Source organism: Citrobacter sp. NCU1 (assembly GCF_010231475.1).
Taxonomy (GTDB): Bacteria; Pseudomonadota; Gammaproteobacteria; order Enterobacterales; family Enterobacteriaceae; genus Citrobacter_D.
The window spans coordinates 42,139-54,604 of the sequence record NZ_NRDO01000012.1; the positions used below are offsets into that span (position 1 = coordinate 42,139).

11 protein-coding genes and 1 pseudogene are annotated in these 12,466 nt (G+C 52.8%); 5 read left to right on the plus strand and 7 right to left on the minus strand.

All coding sequences use genetic code 11. The annotated features are described in order from the left end of the window. Nucleotides 1-130: 130 nt before the first annotated feature. The 3 genes and pseudogenes from topB to CJP72_RS05050 form a co-directional block, all read right to left on the minus strand. Nucleotides 131-2,082: pseudogene (gene topB / locus CJP72_RS05040) on the minus strand (DNA topoisomerase III). Nucleotides 2,083-2,086: 4 nt separating this feature from the next. Beyond that, nucleotides 2,087-3,130: a selenide, water dikinase SelD gene (selD, locus tag CJP72_RS05045; protein WP_162379804.1), complete on the minus strand. Its 1,044-nt coding sequence runs from the start codon at nucleotides 3,128-3,130 to the stop codon at nucleotides 2,087-2,089. Between the two features lie 116 nt (nucleotides 3,131-3,246). After that, complete coding sequence (locus CJP72_RS05050) at nucleotides 3,247-3,798, minus strand: NAD(P)H nitroreductase (RefSeq protein WP_162379805.1); 552 nt, start codon at nucleotides 3,796-3,798, stop codon at nucleotides 3,247-3,249. Between the two features lie 176 nt (nucleotides 3,799-3,974). Here CJP72_RS05050 and sppA point away from each other — a divergent pair, with 176 nt between their 5' ends. Genes sppA through pncA form a run of 3 tightly spaced genes read left to right on the plus strand, consistent with a single transcriptional unit; the run spans nucleotide 3,975 to nucleotide 7,565 of the window. Beyond that, nucleotides 3,975-5,831 (plus strand): signal peptide peptidase SppA, encoded by a 1,857-nt coding sequence (gene sppA, locus CJP72_RS05055; RefSeq protein WP_162379806.1) that lies wholly within the window; start codon nucleotides 3,975-3,977, stop codon nucleotides 5,829-5,831. 55 nt (nucleotides 5,832-5,886) lie between these two features. Next, nucleotides 5,887-6,903 (plus strand): asparaginase, encoded by a 1,017-nt coding sequence (ansA, locus tag CJP72_RS05060; RefSeq protein ID WP_162379807.1) that lies wholly within the window; start codon nucleotides 5,887-5,889, stop codon nucleotides 6,901-6,903. A 20-nt stretch (nucleotides 6,904-6,923) separates the two neighbouring features. Beyond that, on the plus strand, nucleotides 6,924-7,565 hold the full coding sequence (gene pncA / locus CJP72_RS05065; protein ID WP_162379808.1) for a bifunctional nicotinamidase/pyrazinamidase: 642 nt from the start codon (nucleotides 6,924-6,926) through the stop codon (nucleotides 7,563-7,565). 45 nt (nucleotides 7,566-7,610) lie between these two features. Here the strand turns inward: pncA and CJP72_RS05070 are convergent, their stop codons facing one another. Both CJP72_RS05070 and msrB read right to left on the minus strand, forming a co-directional pair. Further along, a complete protein-coding gene (locus tag CJP72_RS05070) occupies nucleotides 7,611-7,889 on the minus strand; it encodes a YeaC family protein (protein ID WP_162379809.1) in 279 nt (92 codons plus the stop codon). A 41-nt stretch (nucleotides 7,890-7,930) separates the two neighbouring features. Further along, nucleotides 7,931-8,344 (minus strand): peptide-methionine (R)-S-oxide reductase MsrB, encoded by a 414-nt coding sequence (msrB, locus tag CJP72_RS05075; RefSeq protein WP_162379810.1) that lies wholly within the window; start codon nucleotides 8,342-8,344, stop codon nucleotides 7,931-7,933. A gap of 341 nt (nucleotides 8,345-8,685) precedes the next feature. Here msrB and gapA point away from each other — a divergent pair, with 341 nt between their 5' ends. Then, nucleotides 8,686-9,681: a glyceraldehyde-3-phosphate dehydrogenase gene (gene gapA / locus CJP72_RS05080; protein ID WP_162379811.1), complete on the plus strand. Its 996-nt coding sequence runs from the start codon at nucleotides 8,686-8,688 to the stop codon at nucleotides 9,679-9,681. A 76-nt stretch (nucleotides 9,682-9,757) separates the two neighbouring features. Next, nucleotides 9,758-10,642: a D-hexose-6-phosphate mutarotase gene (locus CJP72_RS05085; RefSeq protein ID WP_162379812.1), complete on the plus strand. Its 885-nt coding sequence runs from the start codon at nucleotides 9,758-9,760 to the stop codon at nucleotides 10,640-10,642. A gap of 121 nt (nucleotides 10,643-10,763) precedes the next feature. On the opposite strand, the gene CJP72_RS05090 is transcribed toward CJP72_RS05085, so the two are convergent. After that, a complete protein-coding gene (locus tag CJP72_RS05090) occupies nucleotides 10,764-11,618 on the minus strand; it encodes an aldo/keto reductase (protein WP_162379813.1) in 855 nt (284 codons plus the stop codon). Nucleotides 11,619-11,819: 201 nt separating this feature from the next. After that, nucleotides 11,820-12,089, minus strand: coding sequence for a hypothetical protein (locus tag CJP72_RS05095; RefSeq protein WP_162379753.1), 270 nt, complete (start codon nucleotides 12,087-12,089; stop codon nucleotides 11,820-11,822). Between the last annotated feature and the right edge of the window lie 377 nt (nucleotides 12,090-12,466).

Here is a 12,466-nt window from a genome sequence, read left to right on the forward strand (position 1 = left end):
ATTGAAACTGCACTCTTGGTAGGCCGGGCAAGCGCAGCGCCCCCGGCAAGAGTCCGGTGAAAATGCCTGGTGGCGCTTCGCTTATCAGACCTACGGACGAGTGCAATTCATTGAAAACGGCACCATTCGCTTACGCTATCGCCCCACTGCCACTTCATCTGATGGCGGGCTTTTTTTCGCCGTACGTTTACGCGGCGCAGACTTTTTCTTCTCACCGCCGCCTGGGGCAACAATCCCCTTAAAGCGCCTAACCGGCGTACGCTTAGCCTGATCGATCAACTGATACAGCGTTCCAACCAATGGCTGCATAAAATCCTGATAGCGGCACTGTTTCTCACTGATTTGCGTCAGGATTGACTCCCAGTGCGCCGTCATATCAGGGCGGGTCGCCATTTCCGGCAGCGAATGAAACAATGCTTTTCCGGCATCGGTGGAGTGAATGTAGCGCCCTTTCTTGGTCAGAAAACCGCGTTTAAACAGTAATTCAATAATACCAGCGCGGGTCGCCTCGGTGCCGAGACCGTCGGTTGCACGCAGGATCTTTTTCAGATCTTTGTCCTGCACGAAGCGAGCGATACCGGTCATTGCCGAGAGCAAAGTCGCATCTGTAAAGTGGCGCGGTGGTTGGGTCTGACGTTCGACCACTTCGCCTTTCTCGCACAAAAGCGCATCGTCTTTCGCGACCACCGGCAACGGCGTACCGTCGTTCTCTTCATCACGTTCTTTATTGCCCAGCAGCGTGCGCCATCCCGCTTCCGCCAGGAACCGGGCTTTGGCAATAAATTTGCCCTTCGCAATGTCCAGCTCAATCACGCACTTGCGGAACACCGCATCCGGGCAGAACTGCATCAGATACTGGCGCGCAATCAGGTTGTAGACCTTCGCTTCGTTGTCGTTCAGGGCTATCGATGAACTGCGTGCGGTCGGAATGATCGCATGGTGCGCATCGACTTTTTTGTCATCCCAGCAGCGGTTACGGGTATCCGGATTGACCGCCGGTTGCGGCAGCAGATCCGGCGCATGGACGCTGATCGCGTTCAGCACCGCATGGCGTCCGGCAAAATGTTCTTCCGGCAGATAGCGACAGTCAGAACGTGGGTAGGTGATCAGTTTGTGGGTTTCATACAGCTTCTGGCAAATATCGAGCACATTCTGCGCGCTCAGCCCGAAGCGTTTGGCGGCTTCAATCTGCAAGGCGGAGAGTGAAAACGGCAGCGGCGCGGATTCTGATTCCCGTTTATCGTTATAACTGGTAACCACCGCAGGTTGACCGTTAATACGGTTTACCACATGTTCCGCCAGTGGGCGATGAAGTAAACGCCCTTCTTCGTCCTGATACGGTTCACAGGCTTCGCTGGGTTGCCAGAGAGCCGTAAACCGTTCATCGGCTGGCGTGACGATATGCGCTTTCACCTCAAAAAAATCTTTGGCGACGAAATTTTCGATCTCTTCATCGCGGCGCACCACCAGCCCGAGAACCGGCGTCTGTACCCGTCCCACCGAGAGGACACCCTGATAACCGGCGTTGCGCCCCAGAATGGTATACGCACGGGTCATGTTGATGCCGTACAGCCAGTCGGCGCGCGCCCGCGCCAGCGCCGAAACGCACAGCGGTACAAATTCGCTGTTGGAACGCAGACGTTCAATCGCCCGTTCGACCGCCTGCGGGTTAAGGTCGTTGATCAAACAACGTTGCACCTGATGGCGTTTTTCCGGGGCCAGTTGCAGGTAATCCAGCACTTCGTCCACCAGCAACTGCCCTTCACGATCGGGGTCTCCCGCGTGAATCACTTCGCTGGCTTCATGCAGGAACCGTTTGATGACGTTGAGCTGTTTGGTCACGGAAGGACGCGGCTGCAACTGCCATTTTTCCGGCACTATCGGAAGATCGGCTAAGCTCCAGCGCGCATAACGGCTGTCGTAGGCGTCGGGTTGCGCCTGTTCAAGCAGGTGACCGATACACCAGGTCACCACTTGCCCATTTCCGCATTCGATAAAACCATCGCCTTTGCGATGCGGCTTTGGCAACACGTCCGCAATCGCGCGGGCCAGACTCGGTTTTTCGGCAATATACAACCGCATCGAATTAACGGATCTCAACCATGGCGCGCCCACCACGGGCTTCAACCAGCTCGCCAATGGCAGTCAGATCGATACCAAACTCCGCCGCGGTCGCTTTAACTTCCTCTTCGGATTCCGGCGCCACCGCCAACAGCAGTCCACCAGACGTTTGCGGATCGCACAACAGAGAACGTACCGCGTGCGGCATTTCGCCCATCAAATGCCCGTAACTGGCATAGTTGCGCTCCGTGCCGCCCGGCACCGCACCCAATTGAATATACTCTTCCACGCCCGGCAGTTTTGGCACTTCCTGATAATGAATCTGCGCCTGCACGCCTGCGCCCTGACACATTTCGCTTAAATGCCCCAGCAACCCAAAACCGGTCACATCGGTCATCGCCTTCACGCCATCGATATTGGCAAACGCCGCGCCCGCAATGTTCATTCGGCACATCACTTCGGTCGCCAGCCCCTGATGTTCCGGCTTCAGCAGTGATTTTTTCTCTGCGGTCGTCAGCACGCCAATCCCCAGCGGTTTGGTGAGGAACAGTTTGCACCCGGCCTGCGCGGTACTGTTCTTTTTCACGCGCTCAGTGGGCACGACGCCGGTGACGGCCAGGCCAAAAATCGGTTCCGGCGCATCAATGGAGTGACCGCCCGCCAGCGCAATACCGGCTTGTTTGCAGGCAAAACGCCCGCCTTCGGTGACTTCTCTGGCAATTTCCGGGGAAAGCGTATTGATAGGCCACCCTAAAATGGCAATCGCCATAATCGGTTTGCCGCCCATCGCAAAAATATCGCTAATGGCATTGGTCGCCGCAATACGACCAAAATCGAACGGATTATCAACGATCGGCATAAAGAAATCGGTGGTACTGATAATACTGGTGCCATTCCCCAGATCGTACACCGCCGCATCATCGCGGGTTTCGTTACCCACAAGCAGGTTCGGGTCGACAAACTTCGCCTGCTCGCTATGCAGGATGGTTTCCAGCACTTTAGGGGAAATTTTACAACCGCAACCGGCTCCGTGGCTGTATTGCGTTAAACGAATAGTTTGCTCGCTCATGGACATCTCCTGTCATTGCAATTCAGCTATGGTAACGCTCATTCTGTGATGTGATAAGAGTGACTGTCTGAATTCCGGCGTCTTTGCTCATAATCCAGACAGTTTCGTCGAATATCTTAAAAATAACGGACGAATGGCGTCGGGTCCGGCAGGTTAATGCTCGTTGAGGCTTTCAGTTGCGGCGTCCCCAGATAGAGGAATCCCACAATTTTATCCTGCGCCCGGCACTGAAAAGCATCGCGCACGACCGGGCTTTCCGTTAATGCGCCACTGCGCCAGATCCCATTGAAACCTTGCGCGATCGCCGCCATCTGCATCGCCATCACCGCACAGCCCGCTGACATCTGTTGTTCCCAGACGGGCACTTTGTGGTTCTCTTCGCACTTCGCCACCACGGCAATGATGAGCGGCGCGCGAAACGGCGCAGAACGGGCTTTCTCAACGGCTTTTTCATCCCCGCCTTGCGCGATGGCAGCGTTCTCCAGTGTGGCGCTAAAACGTTCGCGCCCTTCGCCTTCAATCACAAAAAAACGCCAGGGTTGCAGAGATTTGTGATCCGGCGCGCGCATACCCGCCCGCAAAATATTTTGCAGCTGTTCACCCGCGGGGGCCGGTTCGGCCAGACGAGAGGCGCTACGGCGGTTAACAAGTAATTCGAGTGCATCCATTTAGTTAACTCCAGCAATGATGTTAATTCACAAAATTAACACGTGAGCAGATTTTGTTACAGCACAGGCAGTGATTCCTGCTGACAAGAGCCGGTTGGGTCATTACGATAGCCTCATCTTAGCGCTTTCTCCTGATACGGTGAGAATGGCGTTGTTTTTTTGGTTAGGGAGTATACATGCGAACCCTGTGGCGAATTATTGCCGGATGTTTTAAATGGACGTGGCGACTGCTGAATTTCGTTCGTGAACTGGTGCTTAACCTGTTCTTTATTCTGCTGGTGTTGGTGGGTGTGGGCATCTGGATGCAGGTCAGCAGCAGCCATACCAGCGAGCAAACAGCGCGTGGCGCGCTACTGTTGGATATTTCCGGCGTGATCGTCGATAAACCCTCCAGTACCAACCGGCTGGGTATTCTGGGTCGCCAGTTTTTTGGCGCAAGTTCTGACCGACTGCAGGAAAACTCGCTGTTTGATATCGTAAATACGATTCGTCAGGCGAAGGACGACCGTAATATTACCGGCATTGTAATGGACTTGAAAAATTTCGCCGGGGCGGATCAACCCTCCATGCAGTACATCGGTAAGGCGTTGCGCGAGTTCCGCGACAGCGGGAAGCCCGTTTTTGCCGTGGGTGATAACTACACTCAGGGGCAGTATTACCTGGCGAGCTTCGCGAATAAGATTTGGCTTTCTCCGCAAGGGGCCGTCGATCTGCACGGATTTGCCACCAATGGTCTGTATTACAAATCCCTGCTGGATAAGCTGAAAGTCTCCACGCACGTTTTCCGCGTAGGAACCTACAAATCCGCCGTTGAACCGTTTATTCGTGATGATATGTCCCCAGCCGCGCGCGAAGCGGACAGTCGCTGGATTGGCGAACTGTGGCAAAACTACCTGAATACCGTTGCCGCAAACCGTCAGATCCCTGCCCAACAGGTATTCCCAGGTGCGCAGGCCATGCTCGACGGGTTGAGCAAAGTGGATGGCGATACGGCGAAATACGCGCTGGATAACAAACTGGTGGATGCGCTGGCCTCCAGCGCCGAAGTAGAAAAAGCGCTGACCAAACAGTTTGGCTGGAGCAAGAAGGAAAATAATTACCGCGCCATCAGCTATTACGATTACTCGCTGAATCCGCCTTCTGATACTGGCGACAGCATTGGCGTTGTGTTCGCGAATGGCGCAATCATGGATGGCGAAGAGACGCCGGGGAATGTCGGTGGCGACACGACCGCAGCACAGATCCGCGACGCACGTCTGGATCCTAAAGTGAAAGCGATTGTCTTGCGCGTCAATAGTCTTGGCGGTAGTGTCAGCGCCTCCGAAGTGATCCGTGCAGAACTGGCGGCAGCGAAAGCGGCAGGTAAGCCAGTTGTGGTTTCAATGGGGGGCATGGCCGCTTCCGGCGGTTATTGGATCTCAACGCCTGCCAGCTATATTGTGGCCAACCCCAGTACCCTGACCGGTTCTATCGGTATCTTCGGGGTGATCAACACCGTTGAAAACAGTCTGGATTCGATTGGCGTACATACTGACGGCGTCTCCACCTCCCCACTGGCGGATATGTCAATGACCAAAGCCCTGCCGCCAGAAGTGCAACAGATGATTCAACTGAGTATTGAGAACGGCTACAAACGCTTTATCACGCTGGTGGCCGATGCGCGTAAGAGCACACCGGAGCAAATTGATAAGATTGCGCAAGGCCATGTCTGGACCGGACAGGATGCGAAAGCCAATGGTCTGGTCGACAGTTTGGGCGACTTTGACGATGCGGTTGCCAAAGCCGCTGAACTGGCCAAAATCAAGCAATGGCATCTTGATTATTATCAGGATGAGCCAACCTTCTTTGATATGGTCATGGACAGCATGTCCGGCTCGGTTCGCGCTATGCTGCCAGAAGCCATTCAGGCAATGTTGCCAGCACCGCTGGTCTCTGCGGCAAATGTGGTAAAAGCAGAGAGCGACAAACTGGCGGCGTTTAATGATCCGCAAAACCGTTATGCGTTCTGTTTAACCTGCGCGAACGTTCGCTAATCATCAACCCCTCTTCACACGAAGAGGGGTTTTTTATGTTCCAGAAGAAACTATCATGCAGAAGAAATCGATTTACGTTGCTTATACTGGCGGTACCATTGGTATGCAGCGTTCCGAACAAGGCTACATTCCTGTTTCCGGCCATCTTCAACGCCAACTGGCGCTGATGCCCGAGTTCCACCGTCCTGAAATGCCAGACTTCACTATTCATGAATACGCCCCCTTGATGGATTCATCCGATATGACACCGGAAGACTGGCAGCATATTGCAGAAGACATCAAAGCGCATTACGACGAATACGATGGTTTTGTCATTTTGCACGGCACCGACACTATGGCGTTTACCGCCTCTGCACTCTCTTTCATGCTGGAGAATCTGGGTAAACCGGTCATAGTGACAGGGTCACAAATCCCGCTAGCGGAGCTGCGTTCCGATGGCCAAATCAATCTGCTGAATGCGCTGTATATCGCGGCGAATTACCCGATCAACGAAGTGACGCTCTTTTTCAATAATCGTCTTTTCCGTGGTAATCGCACCACCAAGGCGCACGCTGACGGTTTCGATGCCTTTGCATCTCCGAATCTGCAGCCATTACTGGAAGCCGGGATCCATATTCGTCGCCTGGGCACCCCGCCCGCACCGCACGGCGACGGTGAATTGCGCGTTCACCCGATCACGCCGCAACCGATTGGTGTGGTGACTATTTATCCGGGAATTTCCGCCGATGTGGTACGTAACTTCCTGCGCCAGCCGGTAAAAGCGCTGATTTTGCGCTCTTACGGAGTGGGAAATGCGCCGCAAAACAAAGAGTTCCTGAAAGAACTGGAAGACGCCAGCTCACGGGGTATTGTCGTGGTCAATCTTACGCAATGTATGTCCGGCAAAGTGAACATGGGAGGTTACGCCACAGGTAACGCGCTGGCGCACGCCGGGGTTATCGGCGGTGCCGACATGACCGTTGAGGCAACGCTAACCAAACTGCATTATTTGCTGAGTCAGGGCGTAGATACGCAAACTATTCGCACCGCGATGACGCAGAACCTTCGCGGTGAACTGACACCGGATGACTAAGTCACCCTCAGGAGGACAATATGACAAACCGGGCTTTGTTACTGGTCGATTTACAGAATGACTTTTGTGCGGGTGGCGCGCTGGCGGTTCCTGAAGGAGACAGCACAGTAGAGGTTGCCAACCAACTGATTGCCTGGTGTGCTTCCCGGGGAGATGCCGTGATCGCAAGTCAGGACTGGCACCCTGCCAGTCACGGTAGCTTTGCCAGTCAGCATCAGGCACAGGCGTACAGTCAGGGGCAGCTTGACGGTCTGGCGCAAACCTTCTGGCCCGATCACTGCGTGCAAAACAGCGACGGCGCGGCGCTACATCCCCTGCTCAACCAACGTGCCATTACGGCCATTTTTCATAAGGGTGAAAACCCGCGGGTCGATAGCTACAGTGCTTTTTATGATAACGGCCGTCGCCAGAAAACGGCGTTAGACGCCTGGCTTCATGAGCATGGCGTGGATACGCTTATCATCATGGGGCTGGCAACCGACTACTGCGTGAAGTTTAGCGTGCTGGATGCGTTACAGTTGGGCTACACGGTGAATGTCATCACCGATGGCTGTCGTGGCGTGAATATCCAGCCGCAGGACAGCGCGCAGGCATTTATGGAGATGTCGGGCGCAGGCGCAACGCTGTATACCCTGGCGGACTGGGAAGAGACACAGCAATGATGATAATGTTGCCGGTGGCGCGATAACGCCATCGGCAAGCGCCGCTTACTGCACTTTCAGCGTCGCTATCGGCGGCGGCACAATGCCGAAATCGGCTTTCAACTGCTGTTTGCTCTTCATGACCATCTGACCGTTGGTGTCTATCGTCATATGCTGCGCGTCGGTATTATGGCGCGCCTGCCAGAGCATCACCAGTTGCAGACTGTTCTCTTTTTGTTCCGGCGTCAGCGCAACGCCATCAGGCCATTTCCCCAGTTCAACCGCGGTAGATAACCGCTGATAAACTTCCGGTGTCATGCTGTCGATCATCTCGTCAAGATTCATGATAAGTCCGCTCCTTTGGAATAATTTGCTGAATCGTTTTTTCAACCTTTGATTTGTTCGCCATTTTCATCATCGGTAAAGCTTAATGAGGCGGAATTGACGCAATAACGATCGCCGGTCGGTTGCGGGCCGTCCGGGAAGACATGTCCCAGGTGCGCATCACAGTTGCCGCAACGAATTTCTATACGCTGCATCCCATGGGAATTATCTTTAATGTAACGAATGGACTCTTCACTGACCGGCTCATAAAAACTGGGCCAACCACAGCCCGAATCAAACTTCGTCTGGGAGTGAAACAACGCAGCATCGCAGACCAGACAATGGTAGGTTCCACCCCGCTTGTTATGCAGCAAACGCCCGGTAAACGGCGGTTCTGTGCCGTGATTTTGCGTTACATAAAATTGCATTTCCGACAAATTTTTTTTCAGTTCTTCCGGAGAGGGTTGGTTAGCCATTTACTCGCATCTCGCTGTAGATTTACTCACATCACGCAACCGATTCTAACAAAACATTAACACCCCAGTGTGAACTTTTGTTCTAAACTTGAACCTGGCGAAATGGCAGCTCATGATTCGTGATCGCAATCACATTTTTATCTGAGTTGCCCTTTAAAATTCGGGGCGCCGCCCCCACGTGGTTTCAAGCCCAAAGGAAGAGTGAGGCGAATCAGTCGTGCAAAGCTTGTTCATAGGATTGATTTGTCGCAATGATTGACACGATTCCGCTTGACGCTGCGTAAGGTTTTTGTAATTTTACAGGCAACCTTTTATTCACTAACAAATAGCTGGTGGAATATATGACTATCAAAGTAGGTATCAACGGTTTTGGCCGTATCGGTCGCATTGTTTTCCGTGCTGCTCAAGAACGTTCTGACATCGAGATCGTTGCAATCAACGATCTGTTAGACGCTGACTACATGGCTTACATGCTGAAATATGACTCCACTCACGGCCGTTTCAACGGTACCGTTGAAGTGAAAGACGGTCATCTGATCGTTAACGGTAAAAAAATCCGTGTTACCGCTGAACGTGATCCGGCTAACCTGAAATGGGACGAAGTTGGTGTTGACGTAGTTGCTGAAGCTACTGGTCTGTTCCTGACTGACGAAACCGCTCGTAAGCACATCACCGCTGGCGCGAAAAAAGTGGTTCTGACTGGCCCGTCCAAAGACAAAACCCCGATGTTTGTTAAAGGCGCTAACTTTGACAAATATGCTGGCCAGGACATCGTTTCCAACGCATCCTGCACCACCAACTGCCTGGCGCCGCTGGCTAAAGTTATCAACGACAACTTCGGTATCGTTGAAGGCCTGATGACCACCGTTCACGCAACCACCGCTACTCAGAAAACTGTTGACGGCCCGTCTCACAAAGACTGGCGCGGCGGCCGTGGCGCGGCTCAGAACATCATCCCTTCTTCTACCGGTGCTGCTAAAGCAGTTGGCGTAGTTCTGCCAGAACTGAACGGTAAACTGACTGGTATGGCGTTCCGTGTTCCGACCCCGAACGTATCCGTTGTTGACCTGACTGTTCGTCTGGAAAAAGCGGCTTCTTACGAAGACATTAAGAAAGCCATCAAAGCAGCTTCCGAAGGCCCGATGAAAGGCGTTCTGGGTTACACCGAAGACGACGTTGTCTCTACCGATTTCAACGGTGAAGTTTGCACTTCCGTGTTCGATGCTAAAGCAGGTATCGCACTGAACGACAACTTCGTGAAACTGGTATCCTGGTACGACAACGAAACCGGCTACTCCAACAAAGTTCTGGATCTGATTGCTCACATCTCCAAATAAGTTGGAATGAAACAGTAATCTATAAGAGAGCGACTTCGGTCGCTCTTTTTTTTGCCTGAAGAGAAAGGATTGCGTGATGATCAATAAAATTTTTGCACTTCCGGTAGTCGAACATATTACCCCTGTCCTCTCCCGCCGCCAGCTTGATGAGCTGGAGGTCATTGTTGTCGACCACCCGCAGGTAAAAGCGTCTTTCGCATTACAGGGCGCGCACCTGCTCTCCTGGAAACCGGCTGGAGAAGACGACGTTCTGTGGCTAAGCAACACGACGCCGTTCAAAACAGGCACCGCGTTGCGCGGCGGCGTGCCGATTTGCTGGCCGTGGTTCGGCCCGGCGGCACAAGCAGGCCTGCCTGCTCACGGTTTTGCCCGCAATCTGCCATGGACGCTCAAAGCGCACAACGAAGACGATAACGGCGTGGTCCTGACCTTCGAACTGCAACATAGCGACGCCACCCGGAAGTTCTGGCCGCATGATTTTTCGCTGTTAGCCCGCTTTAAATTGGGGAAAACCTGCGAGATCGAACTGGAAGCCCACGGTGAGTTTGAAACGACATCCGCGCTGCACACCTATTTTAACGTCGGTGATATTGCGGCAGTGAAAGTGAGTGGTCTTGGCGATCGCTATATCGATAAAGTGAACGATGCCAAAGAAGATGTGCTGGCCGACGGTGTGCAAACGTTCCCGGACAGGACTGACCGTGTGTACCTGAATCCACAAGCCTGTAGCGTCATTCACGATGATGCGCTCAATCGCAATATTGACGTCGTACACCATCATCACCTCAACGTTGTCGGCTGGAACCCAGGCCCGGCGCTGTCCGTGAGCATGGGTGATATGCCGGATGATGGCTACAAGACGTTTGTTTGTGTGGAAACGGCGTACGCTACCGCGCCGCAAAAGGCCACCGAAGAGAAACCTTCCCGTCTGGCACAGACCCTTAGCGTCGCCAAACGTTAAGCGATCAGTGATGCCGGTGTTTCTGTTGGCCGGATAAGATGCGTGAGCATCGCCATCCGGCCTACAATGCCAGATGGCGACTCACGTCTTATCTGGCCTTCGAAAATAACATCCGGCATCATCACACCATATCCAGCGCGGTTTTCCCCTTCGGGGCCGGATACGCGTTATCCAGTGCAGCCAGCTCACTGGCTGAAAGAGTAATATTCAGTGCCGCCGCGTTCTGCTGCACATGCTCCACATTTGCCGCTTTTGGTATCGCCATCACGCCCTGATGACTAATGACCCACGCCAGCAGAATTTGCGCCGCACTCGCATGATGAGCATGAGCAACGTCATTAACGATGGGATTGTTCAATAAGCCGCTACGCAACCGCCCGGCTTGCGCCAGCGGGCTGTATGCCATCACCGGCAGCTGATGCTGCTGGCACCATGGCAGCAGGTCGTACTCAATCCCGCGGGAGGCCAGATGATAAAGCACCTGGTTGGTGGCGCACTGCTTCCCGCCAGCGACCAGCCACAATTTCTGCATAGCGTCAGTATCGAGATTAGAAACGCCCCAGCGACGGATTTTTCCCTGTGCGATCAGTTTTTCCATCGCCTCGACCGTCTCTTCAAATGAAAAACCGCCTGACCAGTGTAATAAATAGAGGTCCAGGTAATCGGTATTAAGGCGGCGCAGACTGCCTTCACATGCCGTAATGGCTTTTTGCCCTCCGGCATTCCAGGGGTAAACTTTTGAGACCAGAAAGGCCTGATCACGCCTGCCTGCCAGCGCTTCGCCAACCACCTCCTCTGCCGCACCTTCAGCGTACATCTCTGCGGTGTCGATAAGCGTTAGACCCAAATCAATGCCCGCACGCAGTGCTGTCACTTCGGCTCGTCGATGATGGGGCTTTTCACCCATATACCAGGTCCCCTGTCCCACCGCAGGGAGTGTGACCTGTCCACTAAAAACAACCTGTTTCTCTGTCATCGCATTCTCCAGTGTTATGCACTACCGTAATGCAAAACAGGGCGCGAGCGCCCTGTTTTGATGCACAAAATGAAGCATCAGAACCCCATTAAAACCCAGTAAATCGGTATGATATAAAATCACACCGCAAAATTGGGTACACCCTTGGGTACACGTTTTTTCAGACTGCCCTCATTTCGCTTATGATGTGACCATTATTCATTACTGGAGCAAATCATTATCATAATAGAAGGAGGATATCGCATCGTATTTATCTGTATAACGTTCCACTACACGCACCAAATAGTCGTGTTCTAACCTCCCCTGGAACATCTCCATAATATAATTTTTGAAATCATCAGGATGGATACCCGTTGCACCATTTACTCGCATAAGGTTCAAAACTGCTTGATTAAATCTTTTTTCATCAGATGGATGAAGGGTATTCCATGTGGATACTTTTAACCATTTATCAAGGGGAGACAGGTCCATAAATCCTCTTTTCTCTTCAAATTCATTGCTGAGCCTTAATACTACATCAATGAAATGGAGTTCATGACAAAAGATAGCAATAGCAAATATTGCTCAAATCCAAGTGATTTCAAGCTATAACAACTCTGACTACCTGGTCGCACGTAGTTCATACTCTCCCACCAGAATGCTGAGTTCCCGCCGGAACCACCGGGCGAAGGGAGTAGTACAAATCATGGATAAGCCAGTAAACAAGGCGATGTGGTGAGCTATATTTTTATACGCAACTACTTCGCTTGCCCTCTTATATAACTGATCACGCCATCAGAAAACGACGGTGAGTATCAGAAAAATTGCCCTATAGATATACAAATTGACTTGTCCCACCTGTCCCACTT